15 protein-coding genes are annotated in these 20,760 nt (G+C 40.9%); 9 read left to right on the top strand and 6 right to left on the bottom strand.

What is annotated here, in order from left to right:
- Positions 1–33: 33 nt before the first annotated feature.
- The 7 genes from ACK4EX_RS11485 (at position 34) to ACK4EX_RS11455 (ending at position 9,965) form a co-directional block, all read left to right on the top strand.
- Entirely contained in the window at positions 34–504 is a 471-nt protein-coding gene (locus tag ACK4EX_RS11485) for a 23S rRNA (pseudouridine(1915)-N(3))-methyltransferase RlmH (RefSeq protein WP_409772956.1), read from the top strand.
- Positions 497–1,081 (top strand): RdgB/HAM1 family non-canonical purine NTP pyrophosphatase, encoded by a 585-nt coding sequence (gene rdgB, locus ACK4EX_RS11480; protein ID WP_409772955.1) that lies wholly within the window; start codon positions 497–499, stop codon positions 1,079–1,081. The genes ACK4EX_RS11485 and rdgB overlap by 8 nt, the downstream gene beginning before the upstream one ends.
- Complete coding sequence (locus tag ACK4EX_RS11475; RefSeq protein WP_409772952.1) at positions 1,078–2,787, top strand: Na/Pi cotransporter family protein; 1,710 nt, start codon at positions 1,078–1,080, stop codon at positions 2,785–2,787. Before rdgB ends, ACK4EX_RS11475 begins: the two co-directional genes overlap by 4 nt.
- Positions 2,788–2,916: 129 nt before the next feature.
- Positions 2,917–5,775, top strand: coding sequence for an aminomethyl-transferring glycine dehydrogenase (gene gcvP, locus ACK4EX_RS11470; protein WP_409772949.1), 2,859 nt, complete (start codon positions 2,917–2,919; stop codon positions 5,773–5,775).
- A gap of 78 nt (positions 5,776–5,853) precedes the next feature.
- On the top strand, positions 5,854–7,194 hold the full coding sequence (locus tag ACK4EX_RS11465; RefSeq protein ID WP_409772947.1) for a T9SS type A sorting domain-containing protein: 1,341 nt from the start codon (positions 5,854–5,856) through the stop codon (positions 7,192–7,194).
- A 104-nt stretch (positions 7,195–7,298) separates the two neighbouring features.
- Positions 7,299–7,751 carry a GatB/YqeY domain-containing protein gene (locus ACK4EX_RS11460; protein ID WP_409772945.1) on the top strand — a complete coding sequence of 151 codons (453 nt, stop codon included), beginning with the start codon at positions 7,299–7,301 and terminating at the stop codon, positions 7,749–7,751.
- Positions 7,752–7,787: 36 nt separating this feature from the next.
- Positions 7,788–9,965 (top strand): DUF5916 domain-containing protein, encoded by a 2,178-nt coding sequence (locus ACK4EX_RS11455; protein WP_409772942.1) that lies wholly within the window; start codon positions 7,788–7,790, stop codon positions 9,963–9,965.
- On the opposite strand, the gene asnS is transcribed toward ACK4EX_RS11455, so the two are convergent.
- Positions 9,966–11,396: an asparagine--tRNA ligase gene (gene asnS, locus ACK4EX_RS11450; protein WP_409772940.1), complete on the bottom strand. Its 1,431-nt coding sequence runs from the start codon at positions 11,394–11,396 to the stop codon at positions 9,966–9,968.
- Between the two features lie 192 nt (positions 11,397–11,588).
- On the opposite strand from asnS, the gene ACK4EX_RS11445 reads away from it, so the two are divergent.
- Both ACK4EX_RS11445 and ACK4EX_RS11440 read left to right on the top strand, forming a co-directional pair.
- Positions 11,589–13,640 (top strand): gliding motility-associated C-terminal domain-containing protein, encoded by a 2,052-nt coding sequence (locus ACK4EX_RS11445; RefSeq protein WP_409772938.1) that lies wholly within the window; start codon positions 11,589–11,591, stop codon positions 13,638–13,640.
- Positions 13,641–13,652: 12 nt separating this feature from the next.
- Entirely contained in the window at positions 13,653–15,122 is a 1,470-nt protein-coding gene (locus ACK4EX_RS11440; RefSeq protein WP_409772935.1) for a PorP/SprF family type IX secretion system membrane protein, read from the top strand.
- Positions 15,123–15,188: 66 nt separating this feature from the next.
- Here the strand turns inward: ACK4EX_RS11440 and ACK4EX_RS11435 are convergent, their stop codons facing one another.
- The 5 genes from ACK4EX_RS11435 to ACK4EX_RS11415 all read right to left on the bottom strand — a co-directional run bounded on the left by ACK4EX_RS11435 (position 15,189) and on the right by ACK4EX_RS11415 (position 20,277).
- Positions 15,189–16,145 (bottom strand): D-2-hydroxyacid dehydrogenase, encoded by a 957-nt coding sequence (locus ACK4EX_RS11435; RefSeq protein WP_409772933.1) that lies wholly within the window; start codon positions 16,143–16,145, stop codon positions 15,189–15,191.
- Between the two features lie 2 nt (positions 16,146–16,147).
- Positions 16,148–17,221, bottom strand: a complete 1,074-nt coding sequence (serC, locus tag ACK4EX_RS11430; protein WP_409772930.1) for a 3-phosphoserine/phosphohydroxythreonine transaminase — start codon at positions 17,219–17,221, stop codon at positions 16,148–16,150.
- A gap of 489 nt (positions 17,222–17,710) precedes the next feature.
- Positions 17,711–18,055 (bottom strand): hypothetical protein, encoded by a 345-nt coding sequence (locus tag ACK4EX_RS11425; protein WP_409772929.1) that lies wholly within the window; start codon positions 18,053–18,055, stop codon positions 17,711–17,713.
- Between the two features lie 661 nt (positions 18,056–18,716).
- Complete coding sequence (locus ACK4EX_RS11420; RefSeq protein ID WP_409772927.1) at positions 18,717–19,238, bottom strand: hypothetical protein; 522 nt, start codon at positions 19,236–19,238, stop codon at positions 18,717–18,719.
- 448 nt (positions 19,239–19,686) lie between these two features.
- A complete protein-coding gene (locus tag ACK4EX_RS11415) occupies positions 19,687–20,277 on the bottom strand; it encodes a hypothetical protein (RefSeq protein WP_409772924.1) in 591 nt (196 codons plus the stop codon).
- Between the last annotated feature and the right edge of the window lie 483 nt (positions 20,278–20,760).

The following is a 20,760-nucleotide window of genomic DNA, read 5'->3' as shown; positions in this document are numbered from 1 at the left end:
ACTTTTGCAAAGGTTACATTCAGCCCTACGAATTTGAAAATTTCCCTTCTCACGATTGGTAAGTCAAACATCAGCTATGTAAATGAAGCTGAGGCCTACTACCTACCCAAGCTACGCCACTATACCCGATTTGAATACCTTAAACAAGAGCCCAAAAAATTGGCGAATGCCGATATCGCTTCTATTCAGAAAGCTGAAATGGAGCTCATCATGCGTGAAAAGGAAGGTATTGATTACTTAATACTCTTCGATGAGAGAGGAAAACAGCTGAGCAGCAGAGAACTAGCATCTTTTATCGGTCAGATGCAAAACGACTCCGTGCGGCATTCACTATGGGTAATTGGCGGTGCATATGGATTTCATACCGAACTTTATTCAAAGGCAAAAAAGATTGTATCGTTATCAAAAATGACTTTTAGCCATCAACTGGTGAGAGTCATAGTTTTGGAGCAGCTCTACAGAGCTTTTACTATTCTTCACAACCATCCATACCATCATGATTGACATCGTTTTTGCTAGCAACAATGTGCATAAATTGGAAGAAATTGCCTCTATGCTTCCACTAAATATGCGCATCAAAAGCATGAAAGAAGCCGGAATAGAGGCAGACATACCTGAAACGGGTACAACGTTGAAAGAAAATGCCTTTTTGAAAGCCGATTTTTTGAGAAAAAAAGGATTCAATGCCGTACTGGCCGATGACACCGGGCTCGAAGTATCTGCTCTTAACGGTGCTCCCGGTGTGTATTCAGCGCGCTATGCTGGTCCGGAGGGTAACGCGCGAAAAAATATTAAAAAACTGCTTGCTGAATTACAAACTGCTGCCGATCGAACTGCTCGCTTTGTAACGGTGCTTTGTTTTATAAGAAAAGGAGAAGTGCACTACTTCGAAGGGGAGGTAAAAGGCGTAATAATCGACTCTCCGAGAGGTAATCAAGGCTTCGGATATGATCCTGTTTTTTTACCTAATGGTTTTAATAAAACATTTGCAGAGATGACTTTAGACGAAAAAAATTTGATTAGTCATCGAAAAAAAGCCTTAGAAAAATTTCTTGAATTTCTTCAAAATAGCAAACAGTGAATATCACACTGATCATACTCAATTTACTTGGAGGCCTAGCCATTTTTATTTATGGCATGAAAGTATTGAGCGAAGGCCTGCAAAAAGTGGCAGGACTTCGCTTCCGTAAGGTGTTAAATTTCATGACAAAAAGCCGTATTCTGGGTGTATTTTCTGGAGCATTAGCAACAATTTTAGTACAATCATCATCGGCCACTACAGTGATGATTGTAGGCTTTTCAAGTGCAGGTGTAATATCCCTTTTTCAGTCGATTCCATTGATTATGGGAGCAAATATTGGCACCACACTTACTGCATGGATTATTTCTTACTTAGGCTTGGGTACATTCAACTTAATCGATTATGCATATATATTGAGTATTCCGGGTGTAATAATGCTGTTTTTCAAAACAAAAAAAATACGTTATTACGGCGAGATGATTGTAGGTCTTTCGCTGTTTTTTGTCGGATTAAAATTTATGCAAAACAATACAATTTTAATTGAATCAACTACCGAATTTTTCGAATGGATTTCTCTCTATGACATAAACCTGAACTTTACTCTTCAAAACTTGTTTCTAATACTTTTTTTCATCTTCATTGGTGTTTTGTTGTCAATTTTTTTACAATCTTCTACTGCTGCCATAGCTGTAACCATCATTTTTGCTTCTGAAAATCTGATTACTTTTCCGATAGCTGCAGCTATTGTTTTGGGTGAAAACATTGGAACGACTACCACAGCCAATTTAGCTGCCTTACTTGCTAATATTCAAGGAAAAAGAGCTGCCATAGCGCATACTATTTTTAATGTAATTGGTGTTTTTTGGGCCATTCTCTTTTTTGTTCCTCTTATAAATATTTCTACGGAAATTACACATTTTATTACAGGCATAACACCATTCGATTCTTCTGAAGGCTTAGTAAAAGGCATTCCAATATTTCACTCACTTTTTAATATTACAAATACCATTTTACTCTTGCCTTTTATCGATCAAATTCAAAAACTTTGTTTGAAAATCTATCCATCAAAAACAGAAGATGAACAAACAGAAATAGAATTTATTTCGAACTATATCGTTGGGACCCCTTCACTTAATTACTTAGAGGCTGAAAAGGAAATTTACAAATATGCCGTAAATGCTGAAAAATCATTCGTATTACTCTCTGAAATAATGAATGAAATCGAAAGCGAAACCTTTGAAAAAAAGTTTGAAAAAATTCTTGATTATGAAAATAAAACCGATCGAGCATCAGTAAAATTTACCGAATTTTTACTCAAAGTTAATGGTCAGGATGCCGGAGCAGAAATTTCCATTCTAATTCGCAAAATGCTCAGCGTAGTGAGCTATTTGGAGCGAATTACTGATCTTACTTTGCGCATAGCCGTCAATTTCAGGAGAAAGAAAGAAAACAAAATGTTCTTTACACCCAAACAGCGCAACGACATTTTACAACTTATGATGCTTGTTGAGCGCAGTTTTGAGGTGATGAAAGACAGTGTATATTCTTTTGAAAAAAGCGAAGAAAAATTAATGGATTCCGAACAAATCGAATTACAGATCAATGACCTCTACAAAGATTTTAGAGCTAATTACCTAAAAGACATCTCAAACAATCAAATGAACACCCAAGTGGGTTTACTTTATCTGGATGTTGTGAACGACTTAGAGCGTATTGGTGACCACCTTGAAAGCATCGTATTGGTAATCAATGGATTAAAAATGTAATGTAGTTGATATTGTGTTCGAATTATCCTTTCAGCTGTACATTGAAAAGCATTGTGCCCAATTACATTTGCATTGTAAAACAAACAGACATTTTAACGGTAAATAATACAACTTATACAATTGAATCTTATGAATTACAATTCATTCGCCTATCGGCATATAGGCATCAGAGAGGAAGATGAAGCTGAAATGCTCCGTGAGATTGGGGTTTCGTCGTTAGACGAATTAATTTTTAAAACTGTACCTGAAAACATTCGGATAAAGCCGCTTGAGGGACTCGATGCTCCAAAGACTGAAAGAACTTTTTTGACCCACCTGAAAAAGATCGCAGGAAAAAACAAGTTGTTCCGAAACTACATCGGTATGGGCTATTATGGGACTGTGCTGCCGGGAGTTATTCAAAGAAACATTTTTGAAAACCCGGGATGGTACACAGCTTACACACCATATCAAGCCGAAATAGCTCAAGGTCGCATGGAGATGCTGCTGAACTATCAGACGATGGTCTGCGACCTTACAGGTATGGAGATAGCTAATGCTTCACTTCTGGATGAGGCCACTGCAGCTGCCGAAGCCATGACGATGCTTCACTCAGCACGATCCAAAGAAAAACTCAACAGCCATAAGATTTTTGTAAGCGAAAGCATATTCCCTCAAACTAAAGCATTGCTACAAACAAGGGCTACTCCTCTGGGAATTGAACTTGAATTTGGCGATTTTCGAACCTTTCAACCTCTCGAAGAATTTTACGCCGTACTGATACAATATCCGGACGCAAACGGTGAAATCCAAGATTATAGAGCATTTGTAAATATATGTAAAGAACAAGGCATACATGTAATTGTAGCAGCCGATTTATTGAGCTTAGTACTACTCACCCCTCCAGGGGAGTGGGGCGCAGATGTAGTAGTAGGTACGACTCAGCGCTTCGGTATTCCTCCGGGCTTTGGAGGTCCTCATGCAGCCTATTTTGCGACTAAGGAAGAATACAAGCGCTTCATTCCTGGTCGAATTATCGGTCGAACTATCGACAAGGATGGCAAGCCGGCTCTGCGCATGGCCTTGCAAACACGCGAACAGCACATCAAACGCGAAAAGGCTACATCAAACATTTGTACGGCTCAGGTGTTGCTGGCTGTAATGGCAGCTGCATATGCTATATACCACGGGCCAGAGGGCCTTCGCCACATAGCTCGAAGAATTCACCACAACGCTATTCGACTCTCTTCATCACTCGAAGCTCTCGGCTACCAACAGCTCAACAAAAGTTATTTCGACACTATACGGATCGATCTGGGCGAAGTGGAGATCTCGAAATTGCGTCAAATAGCTGAGAGCAATAAGATGAATTTCAACTATATAGACTCTAAAACAGTCTCAATCAGCTTAGGTGAAGCCACCTACGACGAAAGCCTTGAAGACATCGTTCGTGTATTTGCTGAGGCGAAGGGAATAAGCTCTGTTTCACTACCCGGTGAGGTAGAAACCACAATGCCTGAGGATCTTCTGCGCACTTCGCCTTTCTTGACCCATCCGGTATTCAACAGCTATCACAGCGAAACCGAGATGATGCGCTATTTGAAAAAACTCGAGCGCAAAGACCTCGCTCTTAACCATAGTATGATACCCCTAGGAAGCTGCACTATGAAGCTGAATGCCGCAACGGAAATGATACCACTCTCTTGGCCTGAGTTTTCGGATATTCACCCATTTGCACCAGCTGATCAAGTAGAAGGATACATGCAAATTATCCGTGAACTGGAAAGAGATCTGGCAATAATCACCGGGTTTGACAGTGTATCGCTTCAGCCCAACTCCGGAGCACAGGGTGAATATGCTGGTCTGATGATAATACGCGCATATCATCAGCACAGAGGCGAAGGTCATCGCAACGTAGTGCTAATCCCATCATCAGCCCACGGCACTAACCCTGCTTCAGCCGTAATGGCCGGTATGAAAGTAGTAGTGGTTAAATGTGATGAAAACGGCAACATCGATGTAAACGACCTGCGCACTTTGGCTGAAAGGCACAGCAATGAATTGGCAGGGCTTATGATCACCTATCCTTCTACCCACGGTGTGTTTGAAAGTGCCGTAAAAGAAATAACCGATATTATCCATGCCCATGGAGGACAGGTGTATATGGATGGTGCTAACATGAATGCCCAGGTGGGACTCACCAATCCTGCAGCCATTGGAGCTGATGTGTGCCACCTGAATTTGCATAAAACCTTCGCTATTCCGCACGGTGGAGGTGGGCCAGGAATGGGGCCGATTTGTGTAGCCAAGCATTTAGCACCCTTCTTGCCAGGTCATCCCATTGTAAAAACAGGAGGTGAACATGCTATCACGCCCATCTCAGCTGCACCATATGGCAGTGGCTTGATATTAATTATTTCATACGCATACATTAAGATGCTTGGTGCAGAAGGTCTGACAAATGCCACCAAGTATGCCATTTTGAATGCCAACTACATCAAGGCCCGTTTGGAAAAACACTATCCAGTACTCTACACCGGAGAAAATGGCACAGTGGCACACGAACTCATTCTCGACTGCCGAGCCTTCAAGCGCGATGCCAACATCGAGGTAATAGATATTGCCAAGCGTCTGATGGACTATGGATTTCATGCACCCACGGTATCCTTCCCGGTGGCAGGTACGCTTATGATTGAACCCACTGAAAGCGAGAGCAAAGCCGAGATTGATCGCTTCTGTGAAGCAATGATTTCAATTCGGAAAGAAATTGAGGACATAGTCCTTGGCAATGCCGATAAAAACAACAACTTACTGAAAAACGCACCTCACACCCTCGAGATGCTTACAGCAGAAGAGTGGTCACTACCTTATTCAAGAAAAATTGCAGCTTTTCCGCTCGACTATGTGGGTGAAAACAAGTTTTGGCCCTCCGTGCGACGAGTAGATGACGCTTATGGTGACAGAAACCTCGTATGTACCTGTGAACCAATCTCTTCGTATGTTGAGTAACTTTAACAATTGTTTTAGGGCAACAAAAGTTTTAACTAATATTTGTTTTATTGTAATTTAGCGAAAATTTAAATACCTATGAAAAAAACCTTACTAAGCTTTTTACTCATCGTCAGCTTCTCAACTTTTGCCCAATCTATCGTTGAAAATGCTGCAATGATGGAATCCAAACTACTCTTTCAAGAGCTGCCTCAAAACAAAAAAGTTAAGCTACTTCAGGCCTTAGAAAACTCCCGCAATCTGCGTTATGCCAACAAAGGCAACAAGGCTGTAGCTCAGCGCATGAGCCACATAGATCCGGTAGCTGCTATCAAGCAATTGACCTTCGTATGGCTGACCAACGGGTTTTTCCCTGACTCACAGATGACAATGGTGACCTCATCAGGCACCAGCCGTGTGAATATCCATGCCGTTTCAAGTGTGCTTGATCCCAACTCACAAGCTTTTGCCTTGGCTCAGCTCGATTATTTTGCACCGACAAACCCCATCAACATCGATACGATCATCGTGTACGGTTACTACGATATCGCAACTCCTAATCTTCAGAACTTTACTGGTGATTCTCTGCGCGTAGATGTAATCTGGGGTGACATTAACAACAACACAACCTGGAGGGTAGGTGTACAATATCCGGCAAATACGTTCCCAGGACAAACAGCTGCTATCCCTCTGACAGTACCCAGATACAGCGGTAGCCCTAACCACGGTTTCCACAATGGACTTACAGCCACAAACAGAGTGGTGCTCCATTATCGCCTACGCGTAGTAGACAGCGCTGAGGTAGAATTCAAAATTCCACTGCCGCAATCGCTCAACATTCCCGCAGGAAACAAGGTAGCTGCTGTAGTACACTTTAAACCCGGCTACTCATATCAAGCTGGTGACACTCTGTACGATGCGAACAATACAAACAACCCAGTACGTCGTAACTTCTTTAGACCTATTTATGCTCGCGATCCGCAGGCTCAACAAAACGTTCCTACCTTCCTTGAAGCTTACGACCTTTACCCACAGTCAAGAGCCGTATTTGGTAACCTCTTTGTTGGAACCCGTTACGGAAACAATACAAACCAACTGCTTAACGAGCTGATCAACCCAAGTTTAACATTTGCTCCCTACATTGAGTTTTTCGTAACCGGAAACTCATCCATCGGCAAAGACGAGTTTGAAAAAGGTCGAATTCGCGTATTTCCAAACCCAACAACAGGAGAAGTTAACCTAAACATCGAAAACATACAAGCCGGAAGATACGATGTACGCATAGTGAATCTGCTAGGTCAAGTACTGAAGTCTGAAAATGTGTATCTCCACGATGGTGCAAACTTCAGGTTTGACCTCAGCGGCATGGCTAAGGGTATTTATCTGATCAACATTACAAACGGTACAACTACCCTTACAGAAAGAATTACGCTAAAATAAATTTCAGGCATAATCTTGCAATTATAAACAGCCTCCCCCTACATGGGAGGCTGTCTTATTTTTGCCCGGTATTTAATTAAATCTCACTTTTAAAGTAAACGGATATGAGTCTTGAGAATCAGATCAATGAAAAGATAAAAGAGGCCATGAAGGCCAAAGACAAAGACAGATTAAATGCCTTGAGAGCCATTAAATCAGCTATCTTGTTAGCACATACTGAAAAAGGTGCTGCAGAATCTCTATCTGAAGATACAGAGTTAAAAATCCTTCAAAAACTGCACAAACAGCGAAAAGAAAGTTACGAAATTTTTGTTCAGCAAAATCGTGAAGACCTTGCTGCCGAAGAATTAGCCCAAATGCGCGTGATTGAAGAATTTCTCCCAAAACCTTTGACAGAAGAAGAGTTGAATAATGAAATTTTAAAACTCATAGATGATCTTGGAGCATCTTCACCAGCTGACTTTGGAAAAGTAATGGGAGTAGCATCCAAAAAGTTGGCTGGCAGAGCTGATGGTAAAGCTATTTCAGAAGCAGTAAAAAAAATATTGAATAAATAATTTTTTGCCCATCGCATAAAAAATTCAAACACTTTCGTGATACTTTCGAATTTAAAAAGGGTTACCCTCGTACCCTTTTATTTACTTTTTCTATATACCAATGGACAGAGCCTTCTCTCCCAATATATCGATGAACCTATCTTAGTAGATGGAAAGCTGTCCGAATCAATTTGGCACGAAATATTACAACCTGTCAACCTTACCCAAAGAGAACTCTACGAAGGTAGACCCTCAAAGCATAAAACCTGGTTAGGAATAGCTCATGACGCCCATAATCTTTACATTGCAATACGTTGCGAACAGCCGTACCACACTATTACTGCCTACGAATTAGCTAGAGATTTCAATGTTCTACTCGACGATGTCTTTTATATACTGCTTGATACATATCACGACAGGAGAAATGCCTTTGTTTTTTATACCAATCCTCATGGAGCAAGAGGTGATTACCAGGTGTTTGACAATGGAAAGGCCACCAATATTAATTGGAATACTGTATGGGATGTAAAGACCTCCATTGACTCAGTCGGATGGTCCGCCGAAATTGTGATACCATTTATTTCCCTTCGCTTTGAATCCAGAACAGACTCGACGGTTTGGGGAATTAATTTTGAAAGAAACATCAGATATCTAAGAGAGCAATCGCTCTGGATGGGATGGAAACGCGATTCGCGTTTAAATCTAGTGACAAATGCCGGGCAAATTCATTTGTCAAAATTGCCAAATTCAAGGAAGTTCACGGAATTAAAACCTTATGGTATTTCAGGAATGGGCGGACAACTAAACAGCGAAAATGCTCTGAATTGGCGTTCGCTTATAAATACCGGTATGGATATCAATTACCTATTCAATGCCTCATACCGATTAAACATTAGCTTAAATACCGATTTTGCTCAAATAGAAAGTGACCGCCAGCAAGTGAATCTCACAAGATTTCCCTTGTTTTTTCCGGAATTAAGAGAATTTTTTCTCGAAGGACAAGACTTTTTCGACATGGGTTTTGGGGGTGACCGAATTATCCCCTTTTACACCCGAAGAATTGGTCTCGACAGCAACTATCAACCAATACCTATCATAGCAGGTATACGGCTTCTTGGCAAATCGAAAGGAACTACCTTGGGTGCAATGAATATACAAACAGCTAAAACCAACAGCGCCATAGCCGAAAATTTTTCAGCCTTTTCAATCCGAAAAGACTTAGGCCTACAATCTACCGTGGGCGGTATGACCATACTCCGCATCAATGAAAACTACCAACACACGACTACCGGTGTAAACTTTCGATTTAGTACCTCTCAATTTTTAGGGTCTAAAAACCTGAATGTTGGGGGAGCTTTGGTAGGAACTTTAACCAGTCAAACTCCCACAAACACAGAAAATTTCGCTTATCGGTTTTTCGTACAATATCCAAATGACAAGTTCAACATATTCTTGAGTACACAAATGGCAGGAGCAAACTTTTCACCCAAGGTAGGACTGATGCGTCGCGAAGACTTCAACGAATATTTTGCTATAATAAATTATCAGCCCCGCCCAAACCCAAACGGACCATGGAAATGGATTCGCCAATTTATAATAAGTCCGGGCAGTGTGACGCTGACACGTATAAACGACGGAAATAGACTTCAAACATTTCAATATTCCATATCGCCCATAGGACTGGAAACGCGCTCTGGCGAAAGCATTTACCTGTATGCAACGCGTCAGGCAGAGGGTATTTTTGTTCCGTTCCGAATCTTTGCCAACACCATAATTAATCCCGGAGAATATTGGTTTACGCGATATTCAGCTGATTTATCTACCTTTAGAGGTCGAAAAATTTGGATATCAAACAATTACTCTTTTGGTCAGCTTTTCGACGGCCACAGCAATGACGTTTCGATGGATATAAATGTACGCTCGAGCCGCTTTATCCAATTTACCCTGTTAAATTCATACTCACGAGCCATATTTCAACAATCGAGTTTTGAAGTATTGCTAACCTCCTTTCGCATAAGATATGCCTTCAATCCAAATACTTTTGGCTTCATCTTAGCTCAATACAATAGCGCAACCCATGAGTATTTATTGAATTATCGGCTTCAGTGGATTCCATTCCCAGGGGCTGATTTCTTTTTTATTGCCAATCAGACCCTTAGACCTGTGGCCGAACGGGGATTAATCACTGCCTCCATAAACGTTATGGGCAAGCTAATCTGGCGATTTGTAATATGATTAAAAATCGCAATTTCCCGGTGTACGGGGGAAGGGAATTACATCTCGTATATTAGACATGCCAGTGACGAATTGAACAAGCCTTTCAAATCCCAGTCCAAAGCCACTATGAGGGCAGGTGCCAAAACGGCGCGTATCGAGATACCACCACAAACTCTCTTCAGAGATGCCAAATTGGCGAATCTTTTCTAAAAGTACATCATATCGCTCTTCGCGCTGCGAACCGCCAACGATTTCACCAATGCCCGGAACTAGGATATCCATAGCGCGCACGGTTTTGCCATCGTCATTTAGTCGCATGTAAAAGGCTTTGATAGCTGATGGATAATCTGTGATTATTACCGGCGAATTGAAATGCTTCTCTACCAAGTAGCGCTCGTGCTCACTCTGCAGGTCGATGCCCCATTCTACTGGGAATTGAAATTTTTTCTTTTTTTGATACGGCGATTGCAAGAGAATGTCTATCGCATCAGTATAAGTGATGCGCTGAAAGGCATTTTCTGTTACAAACTTCAATTTCTCCAAAAGCGGCATTACGCGCTGATCGGCTGGTTTTGACTTTTCCTCTTCTGCTAATCTTTGGTCGAGAATGGCCAGATCATCCGCAGCATGGGTAAGAGCGTATTTAATGATGTATTTTAAAAAGTCTTCCGCTAGATCCATGTTGTCTTTAAGCTCGTAAAAAGCCATCTCAGGCTCTATCATCCAGAATTCAGCCAAATGGCGAGCTGTGTTGCTGTTTTCTGCTCTAAAGGTGGGCCCAAAAGTGTACACCTTGCCGAGCCCCATAGCCAGCAATTCAGCCTCAAGCTGACCGCTTACGGTCAGATTAGCCTCTTTGCCAAAAAAGTCTTTTGAATAATCTACCTCGCCGTTTTCGGTAAGTGGAATGTTCTTCTTATCGAGCACCGACACGTTAAACATCTCTCCAGCCCCTTCAGCATCAGAAGCTGTGATGATGGGAGAGTGAATGTAAAAAAATCCATTTTTATTAAAATACTCGTGAATGGCAAAAGCTAAATGATGCCGAACGCGAAAGATGGCACCAAAAGTGGTGGTTCTCGGTCGTAAATGTGCAATTTCTCGGAGAAACTCAAGACTGTGTTTTTTTGGCTGAAGCGGATATTTTTCAGCATCTGAATCTCCGAGAATCTCGATCGTTTGAACTTGTAATTCGATTGGCTGTCCTTTTCCTATTGATTCTGTAATAATTCCTTTTACTCTTATGCACGAACCTGTAGTAATTCTTTTTAAAAGCGAATCATCAAATTTTTCGAAATCTACTACACACTGAAAATTGGCTGCAGTACTTCCATCGTTGAGAGCAATGAATCGATTGCTCCTAAAAGTTCTGACCCAACCGCTAAGCGTAATTTCTTTACCTAAAGGTTTATTTTTATATAAATCAGCTATACTAAATTCATTTTTCATTTCGAAGTCAGAATAATTTCATCTGGGCAAAACTATTCAAACACTTTTTTAAAATAAAAAATAAACAAAAAACACTATTAAATTAACAAAAGATTCTAATAATCAAATTTGTTAAATAAATTCAAAACCAACTTTCAAAAAGATACACGATATATTTGTTTAAACTTTTATTTTGCTAAAAAATAAAAAAGAATGAAAAAAAGTTTAAAAATTAACTTCCTTTCATTCGTCTTGGCAGCTGCTTATTCAGCCAGTGGGCAGGTTTTTGTTGCTTCACCTGCGCTGAATACCCAGCTTTGCCAATGCGATACTGTACAAGTTACTTTTTTTGTAAATCCGGGTGTTTTACAAAGCAATAATCTAATTCGGGTCGAACTTTCCAATCCAGGAGGTTCAACTTTTAGTGGTAATTTTATACAAATTGCGCCACTTCCATTCGGTAACAACGTCCCACCCAATGGTCCTGTACACGGAACTGTAGGCAATATATTAGCAGTTGTTCCTTGCAATACACCCCAAGGGGCCTACAGAGTGCGTGTAACCTCCAGTTCGCCTGCTGCTGTGAGCGATTCAAGTGCTATCATCATCATTGGAAAAAGACCTCCATCAAAATTCACCATTACCGGAGGTTATGTAAATCCCCAGTTTCCAAATGAATACAGATTCTGTCAAGGAGATACCATTACTTTTGAGGGTCCTACTCCGGGATCCGGCGAAACATACGCTTATCAATGGAGAGTAAACGGAGCCCCCGTTCCCGGAGCAAATCAAAAAACGTTCAAATTCTGGCAAACAGCTGCCATAAGTCTTAGGGTATCACTGGGATCGTGTGATTCAATATCCAAAGATACTTTAGTAGTAGCCTATAAGCCCAATACAAGCACGACCGTACAACCTCAGCCGGGTGTAATAGCCATTAGTCCGGATAGTTTCAGATTTTGCGACGGAAATTACATAACCATCACAGCACCTTCAGGTCCGGGTTATAAATACCAATGGATTGTAGATACACTGGATATTTTTAACAATCCTCATCCTAAAACACTTGTAAACGATACATTGATTTTTAAAGAGGTATATGTAGCCGGCCGATATAGAGTCCGGGTTTTTGATGGATTTTGTTTTGACACCTCAGGCTATATAAATGTGATTACAGATTTTCCTCCGGTGGACTCTATAGTTCCTGCAGCTTTTCCGGGATCATCGGTAAAGGGACTCACTATTTGTTCTGGAGATTCAACTGTTCTCTCAGTTAAAGACACCAATGCACTGAATTATCAATGGCAAATCTCCTTTCCGCCAGGTTCCCCGTTTGTTAATATAGCTGGGGCAACTAATCCATGGTTTGTTGTGACGCCGGTAATCAATGGTACAACAGTAAACGATACTGCCCGCTACAGGGTAATCATTTCAAACCAAACCTGTAGCTACACTTCTAATTTCTTGCAGGTAAATGTTGTAAAATATCCTCAAATAAATTTTAATACTTCCAAAAATATCCAGATTTGTGCAGGCGATAGCGTCATAGTGGTTGTTTCGTCAAATCAGCCGGCTGTAAATTTTACCTGGCTGACCAGTCCGCCTCTCAACAGCAATGTGATTATACTAAAAAATCCGGGAGTTTATCCAGTGCGTGCAACTAACCAAAACGGTTGTGCATCATTCGATACCATCCGGGTAACATTGAGTAATCCTATAGCAAATGCCGGCCCTGATCAGACCATTCAAATAGGTCAATCTGTTACTTTGATCGGGTCTGGTGCCGGCCCAGGTGGTTTGTATTACTGGTTTGCAAATAAGCCAGTTTCATTCAGTAATCCCCTGTCTCAAGTGACTACTTCTATTCCTCAGACTAATAAGCCTGATACAATTACCTATTATTTGCTTGTAACAGATGCGGGTGGATGTCAGGGATTAGATAGTATGCGTGTATTTGTCGTAAAACCTCCAATTACCGACAGTACTGAAATTTTCAGAAATGTGCCCAACCTTCTCACTCCGAATGGAGATGGTGTAAATGATGTGCTTGACCTTAGCGAACTGATCGGAAATCAGACCTGCGAATTAGTGGTGATGAACCGATACGGAAAGATTGTCTATAACAGTTTGCCCTATACCAACAACTGGGCCGGTACTGACAATGCAGGTGCACCTTTGCCAGATGGTGCTTACTACATTCTTGTAGTATGCGATGATGAAGTGATTTACAGAGGCTCAGTGACAATCATTCAAAGTCAATTTTAAAAGAGTAGAAAAATGAATACGATTAATAAATTTGGATTTGCCCTGCTGGCAATTGGTTTTATCACTTCAGCCTATTCTCAGCAAGTTCCATTATACAGCAACTACTTTTTCACACCATACATTTACAACCCTGCCATGAGTGGTCTATCGGCTACTCCAGAGCTTTCAGCCATTTTTCGAAGGCAGTGGACAGGCTTCGACGGAGCACCGCAAACAGCTGCATTAGCCTTTAATGGAGCATCTCTCTCAAATAAAGTCGGCTATTCAGTGTATGCTTACAACGATCAGGCAAGCTTGCTTGAACGAAATGCCATTTATGGAGCCTATGCGTACAAAGTGCAATTTGGCGACAAAAATTTCATCGATTTTGGCATTGGTGCCGGCTATCTAAATCAATCAATCAACGTCACACTTATTCGCAACTCTGATCGCTTTGACCCGGCTGTCTTTGGACAAGTAAATGGCAGATCGATATTCGATGTAAACATTGGTGTAAATGCGCGCATCAACAACTTAATGGTAGGAGCCGCCGTTCCTCAGCTGTTTTCATCGCCAATTAAGTTTCTAGATCAGCCCACCGCACAAGTGCTGTTCAGCGCCTACAGACATTACAACCTGATGGCACAGTACGACCTAAATGTACAAGGCGACAGAGCACTGCTCAGCCCTCTTGTAATGATTCGCGGAGCGGAGGGGGTTCCTGCGATGATCGATGCAGGAGCTATGCTCAGAATACCAAAATATGGCCATCTCGGATTTATGTACCGTACTGATTATGCAGTTACGCTTAATGTAGGTGTTAATATTACTGACCAACTGATGGTAGGATATGCACACGACTTCTCGATTTCTGAATACAGCCGTACAATGGGCAACAGCAATGAAATCATCCTAACGTGGAGATTTGGCAGCAGTTCGAAGATAGACCGCATAGAAAACGAAATCAAAAAGCTAAAACAACAGCAAAGCAAAAAGGACGAAAATACTGAAAAACTCATCAAAGACCGCCTGGAAGAGCTTCGCGAAGAAATTCGCCGTGAATACCAACGCCAGGCCGAACAACAAGCCAGCCAGCAACCTCCTCAATCAGCAGGTGGACAGAAAGGCACTCAGCCAGCATCTCAGGTCGGTACTAAACCACAACAACCCACCCAAGGAAGCGGCAATCAACAGCAAGGCGGAACTGGCTACACCTCTGGCGGCCAACCCATTCAGCAATCTGAAATGGCCAGCAGCGTTGTTCCCGGCTCTAAGGGCTTCTATGTAGTAGCCGGCGTATTCTCAAACCTGAGCAACGCTGAGCGCTTAACGGCTGAACTGAAAAATAAAGGCTTCGACGCTCGCTACTTCCAAGACAAAAACAACAATATGTATTACGTGTACCTGTTTAAGTTTGATACCTACGCCAAAGCCAATCAAGTGCGCCAAAACAAAATTGATGGCAGATACACCGATGAGCTGTGGATTAAAATTGTTGATTAATCGTTTGGTTTAAGCACAAATAAAAAACCCGGCCTAGCAGCCGGGTTTTTTGTTTTTGAAATTCATTTACTTTTTAAAGTGTGAGATAATAATCTGTGCGATCTCTTCACCTATGCGCTCTTGTGCTTCTACGGTCGATGCGCCAATATGCGGGGTAAGCGAAACCGCAGGATGCATCAGCACGCGCATGGCCGGTGTCGGTTCATTTTCAAACACATCGAGACCGGCATAAGCGAGCTTGCCGCTGTCTAAGGCTTCGAGCAAGGCTTCTTCATCCACTACCCCACCCCGTGCAGCATTTACAATGGCCGACTTGTCTTTCATTTTGGTGATTTGTTCGCGGCCAATTATGGGCTTATCTGCCGCGGGCACGTGAAGGCTGATGAAATCACTTTGGGCCAATAAGCTATCGATATCGACGATGGGCACCTTGATGGTCACAGACTGTCCGTCGCAGAAATCCAATTTTACATCCACTGATTCTGAATAAAAGGGATCAGCAGCTATGACTTTCATACCCACCCCCAGTGCCAGACGGGCAAGCGACTGGCCGATTCGGCCAATGCCTATGATTCCCAAAGTCTTGCCCCGCAGCTCGCGGCCATCGGAATATTTCTTTTTCAGCTCGTTAAAGCGTGTTTCGCCTTCGAGGGGCATCAGACGATTGCTGTCGTGCAGAAAGCGCACCATGCCGTACAGATGCGCCATCACCAGCTCAGCCACTGAGTCGCTCGATGAGGCCGGCGTGTTCACTACGGCAATGCCTTTACTGCGGGCATATTCTACGTCGATGTTGTCCATACCGACTCCACCTCTGCCTATGAGTTTTAATCCAGGGCAGGCATCGATCAGGTCTTTACGCACTTTAGTGGCCGAGCGCACCAGCAGGATTTCGACCTGATTTTCGTTGATAAATTTTGGCAGAGCCTCCTGGGCAACCTTATTGGTAATTACTTCAAAACCTGCTGCTTCAAGCATCCGTATGCCGGCAGGATTCAATCCATCGTTAGCTAATATTTTCATCTTTATCCTTTTACGCGTTCAAATTCTTTCATCACATCCACAAGCACTTGTACGCTCTCGAGCGGCAATGCATTGTACATACTGGCTCGATAGCCGCCTACACTGCGATGGCCTCTTATGCCTGAGATCCCGGCATCTTTCCACATCTTGTCAAACTCGGGCTCCAGCTTTGGGTCGTGAAGCAGAAAGCAGGCGTTCATCCAACTGCGGTCTTCTACGGCCACCGTGCCATAAAAGAGCGGATTGCGGTCGATCTCGCCGTACATCAGTTCGGCTTTTTTGCGGTTGAGTTCTTCGATCCAGGCTAAGCCGCCATTGTTGATGAGCCACTCTAAGGTGAGCATGCTCACATACACAGCAAACACCGGTGGGGTGTTGTACATACTGTCTTTGCTTATGTGGGTGCGGTAGTCCATCATTGCCGGTATGGCGCGGCCGGTTTTACCCAGGATTTCATCCTTTACCACCACAAGGGTCGTACCCGCAGGCCCCATATTCTTTTGAGCACCGGCATAGATGAGCGAAAACTTGGAAAAATCAATTCTACGGCTGAAAATGTCAGACGACATATCGCACACCATAGGCACCGGCGAATCCGGAAACTCCTTCATCTGCGTGCCAAAGATGGTGTTGTTTGACGTGCAGTGGAAGTAATCAGCATCTTCAGGTATGGTGTAGTCTTTAGGTATATAAGTGTAGTTCTGAGCCTTTGAACTGGCGATGACATCCACCTGTCCAAAAAGTTTGGCCTCTTTTATGGCATTGGACGCCCAGGTCCCTGTATCTGTGTAAGCCGCCTTGCCACCCTCGCGCATCAGGTTTTGAGCTACCATTACAAATTGCAGGCTGGCCCCGCCTTGCAAAAAGAGCACAGAATAACCATCGGGCAGCTGCATCAGTTCTTTGACCAGATGACGAGCCCGCTCCATCACGGCTTCAAAATTCTTACTGCGGTGTGAAATTTCGATGAGAGAGAGGTTGAGATTGTCAAAGTTCAGAATTGCCTCCGACGCTTTCTGAAGTACCTCCTGTGGCAGAATGCTCGGGCCGGCAGAGAAGTTGTGTACCTTAGCCATGTTACGTGTTTTTGAATGGGCTGTAAAAGTACTTTAATCCGTCAAAACTGTATTTTGAAATCATTAATCTTCTTCTTTCCCACTGAAAAGTTTTATATCGATACTACTTTTGTACTTTTTTCTGCCGATTATCGGAAATTTTCTTTTTCATAGAAATTGTTTTGTAAAACTTCTTATTAGAGTGAGTTTCAGCATTACTTACAGGTAAAAAATACAATACATATTATTCATGAATCCTTTAGTATTGTTTTATAAACCGGATAAACTTTCCGATAAAAGATGACTAAAAAAAAGAATGATTTTTTTAAATAATAAAAAATTTACCTTGACTTAATACATTTCTTTTTTTCAAAGAAATTCTGAATAATTTTCAATCTTTTGTAAAGACCAGATAGTAAATTTGAAATTCAAAAAGAAAAATCAGATTTTTTTATATAGATTTACATACAAATCATCCGATGCATACATAAGTTTAAAGCCGGTTTCGATCTAGTCTTTTAATTCTGCGCAAACAGGGTCATTTAGCCTCTCAGCATTGCCATAAATCACCACGTAATCGATTTGTCTTTTATTTTCAGAATCCGGATTATGTTTCCATTCTACACCTGGGATGAAATTTTTTTGATGTAAAAAAATATTTGGTAGTTTATTATAATTTAGAATGATCGGAAACCAATTAACCGTTGACTCATAATTTTCTAGTAAAATTAATGGTTTTGTACATCCAATATAATTAGAAAAATGAATTTCCATCCAGTGGTCTGAAAAGTTAATGGGAAGCACAATGCTGTTATCTTCAATTTTCTCTGAAACGGCGTATAATGTCCTTGGCATGCTTGTCAAGTATCCGCAAATCCCTCCTGAAATGCTTAAGTTGAAGAACTAAATGTATAAACATTACAATAACGATCAACACGAGATTAATCCACGAAAATTTGACGCGCGTCACAATCCATAAGAGCAGAAAAATAAAAAGTATAAGAGTATATCGATCTGACATCATACCTGCACTCGCACCATTGGGTATCAATATGTACAAAATAAACGTAATAAACAATGGAATAAGGAATACATCCGATACGTGTACACGAAGTGTTTTTCTTACAGTATTTTTTACAAGATCAAAAAATATCATTACAATCAACACATAGAATAAATATTTAGTAAAAACTTTTTCAGAATCATAATCAAATACAATAAAAGGCCTTGCATCAATAATCCATTGAAGTAATACGGGAATGGAATATCTCTCATTGGATGGATAAAATTGAACTGTGCTGTAAAACACAAAAAATAAAATCAATGTAGTAAGCGATAACAGTAGCAAAAGTCCAAGCTCCTTAAATAATTAATGGATTGATGCCGAAAAAGAGTATCGTTTTCGATACGTTTGCAACGTATAATAAACAGTAATAAAACCACACGTAAGCCCTAAAAAAGCATACATTACTACATTGGTAAAATACATAAGTGATAACAATATGAATATAAGCCATTATCCGGAGATAGCACCGGATGAGTATCGTCGTATCCACAGTCCAACTGCGTAAAAAAAGAAGATAAAAGACAGAGAAAAATTATAAAAACCTAAATGGAACAAAAATGAGTACATAAAAGGGAATATCAATACGCTTAGTGCAACACTGTCTGAATTCATCTGTTTGACCAAAAATCGAAATGAAAAGGCCATTCCTGAAACATACAGAATAATGAGTGTTTTTTCCGCTAACCACGCTGGCATAACGAAGTGTAAAACCGCTAAAAATGCATGACTTGTCCAGTTAGGAATCCAAAACTTTTTTATCATAAAAAATTCACTGAGACTTTCATTTCCCTTGAGCAGATGAGCAATCATATTGGCATTATACAGGTGAGCGGGTCCATCCATAGATGGAAAAAATTTTATTGTAAAAAGTAGTACGATATTGAAAGCTAATACCAGGTAAAAAAATAGTGCACTTTGGATACCTTTGAACAAACCGTATAAAACCTTTTTTAAGTAATTGGTTAGATCCATCAGAGTGTTAGTTTGTTAAAATCATTTTTATAACATCCATATCCTGACCATCAACGATTAAAACCACATAATATAAACCTCCCTTAAGTTGTGAAGAACTCATAGTAATTGAACGTTCTCCTGTAGAATTTAAAGATATTTTTTTTTTACTTGTGTTCCATTTAAATCATAAATACTTAAAAAGGCTGGATGGATATTTTCAGGAAGAAAATACATTATTTTAGTAGTATTTGTGAAACATTGTCCCATTCGTTTTGACTGATTACAGAGCCATTAAAATCGTCTGAAAAGCCAGAATTTAAAACCTAATTTTGGTCATTAGATGGATTTTGTACTGACAAATACTTGCATAATAGAATATTTTAAACAAATAAACAAAAAAATTTGACCTTCATGCATTTTTAAAATTCATCAAATGTAACTAAAGTTAAATAATAATGGCCTTTGGTTATAATTTCTTCTTCCATATTACATCGTGGATCAATCCCACATTCAAAAAATTGGAATAATAATAGTCGTTTGTTCTCCAAGTATATGGTTGATAGATGAAATGTGCACCAAAGAACAAATTATTATTAACCTGAAAATAAAGGCCAAACCATACGTTGAAGAAAAACTTGGGCCTCTCAATCACTATACCATATGCGTTCGATCTGTCATCTACATTGAACATCCGCTGGGTAAATAATGGTATGGCTGTAAATCCCTGCACAAAGTGAATGCTCTCAAACTTGGATCTTAGACCAAATCCCAATGGATTGACCAACATTATATTTTTAATTCCAGGCTTATTGAACGCAACATATTGCCGTGTCCCGACGCCGATGGTGGCAAAGGGTATAGCATTTCCACGCCATTTTAGTTCGACGTTATAAGTTAACTGTAAATTGGAATTATGCAGGCGATCGTCCGTGGAGGTGTAGTGATTGCCTCCAACCGTGTAGTGGAAAAAACCTTTTATCTTGGACAGTTCCTGACCTTGTGCAGCCCACACGATACCTAAAAGTACAGCCTGAATAAGCAATCTTTTAGAAATCATAAAGCAGTGAGGTTTTGAGGTGAATATTCATCATAGGATTTTTATTATAGAATGCATCCTCTGACTGTATAATACTACCTGCTAAAAATACATCATAATCAAGGGAAAAACCACCATTTATTTGTGTACACAACAATTTGAATTTCTATCACTTTTTTAAAAGCTATTAGATTAGAGGATTACATTTGAAAATCTATAATTTTTTTTCCAGCCTATTTAACGAGTGTTTGTTTAAATGTTTTTGGCCAATAATCTACCGCCACGATGCAGCCTTATCAATTTGTACTGTAAAAACAATTCGTTAATAAATCAGCTCCGTAGGAGCAAAAGGTTAATAGAAAAATCATCGCAATGCCACACAGCTCCGTAGGAGCGATACCCCAAGCATTTCAATGTTTCGCTCCTGACGGAGCTATTGCTATTGTTTTTGACGATTTTCGGCTATTAACCTTCGGCTGCGCTGCAGCCTTATTCATTTGCCCT

Origin of the sequence: Thermaurantimonas sp. (assembly GCF_046299575.1) — a bacterium.
Taxonomy (GTDB): Bacteria; Bacteroidota; Bacteroidia; order Flavobacteriales; family Schleiferiaceae; genus Thermaurantimonas.
This window is presented reverse-complemented; position numbering and strand designations above follow the sequence as displayed.

What these genes read in the sequence shown, in the direction of transcription:
- ACK4EX_RS11460 (WP_409772945.1), top strand. Translation starts at nt 7,299, where the DNA reads ATGAGTCTTGAGAATCAGATCAATGAAAAGATAAAAGAGGCCATGAAG.
- rdgB (WP_409772955.1), top strand. Translation starts at nt 497, where the DNA reads ATGATTGACATCGTTTTTGCTAGCAACAATGTGCATAAATTGGAAGAA.
- ACK4EX_RS11425 (WP_409772929.1), bottom strand. Translation starts at nt 18,055, where the DNA reads ATGCCAAGGACATTATACGCCGTTTCAGAGAAAATTGAAGATAACAGC.
- serC (WP_409772930.1), bottom strand. Translation starts at nt 17,221, where the DNA reads ATGGCTAAGGTACACAACTTCTCTGCCGGCCCGAGCATTCTGCCACAG.
- ACK4EX_RS11440 (WP_409772935.1), top strand. Translation starts at nt 13,653, where the DNA reads ATGAATACGATTAATAAATTTGGATTTGCCCTGCTGGCAATTGGTTTT.
- asnS (WP_409772940.1), bottom strand. Translation starts at nt 11,396, where the DNA reads ATGAAAAATGAATTTAGTATAGCTGATTTATATAAAAATAAACCTTTA.
- ACK4EX_RS11435 (WP_409772933.1), bottom strand. Translation starts at nt 16,145, where the DNA reads ATGAAAATATTAGCTAACGATGGATTGAATCCTGCCGGCATACGGATG.
- ACK4EX_RS11415 (WP_409772924.1), bottom strand. Translation starts at nt 20,277, where the DNA reads ATGATTTCTAAAAGATTGCTTATTCAGGCTGTACTTTTAGGTATCGTG.
- ACK4EX_RS11445 (WP_409772938.1), top strand. Translation starts at nt 11,589, where the DNA reads ATGAAAAAAAGTTTAAAAATTAACTTCCTTTCATTCGTCTTGGCAGCT.
- ACK4EX_RS11465 (WP_409772947.1), top strand. Translation starts at nt 5,854, where the DNA reads ATGAAAAAAACCTTACTAAGCTTTTTACTCATCGTCAGCTTCTCAACT.
- ACK4EX_RS11420 (WP_409772927.1), bottom strand. Translation starts at nt 19,238, where the DNA reads ATGGATCTAACCAATTACTTAAAAAAGGTTTTATACGGTTTGTTCAAA.
- gcvP (WP_409772949.1), top strand. Translation starts at nt 2,917, where the DNA reads ATGAATTACAATTCATTCGCCTATCGGCATATAGGCATCAGAGAGGAA.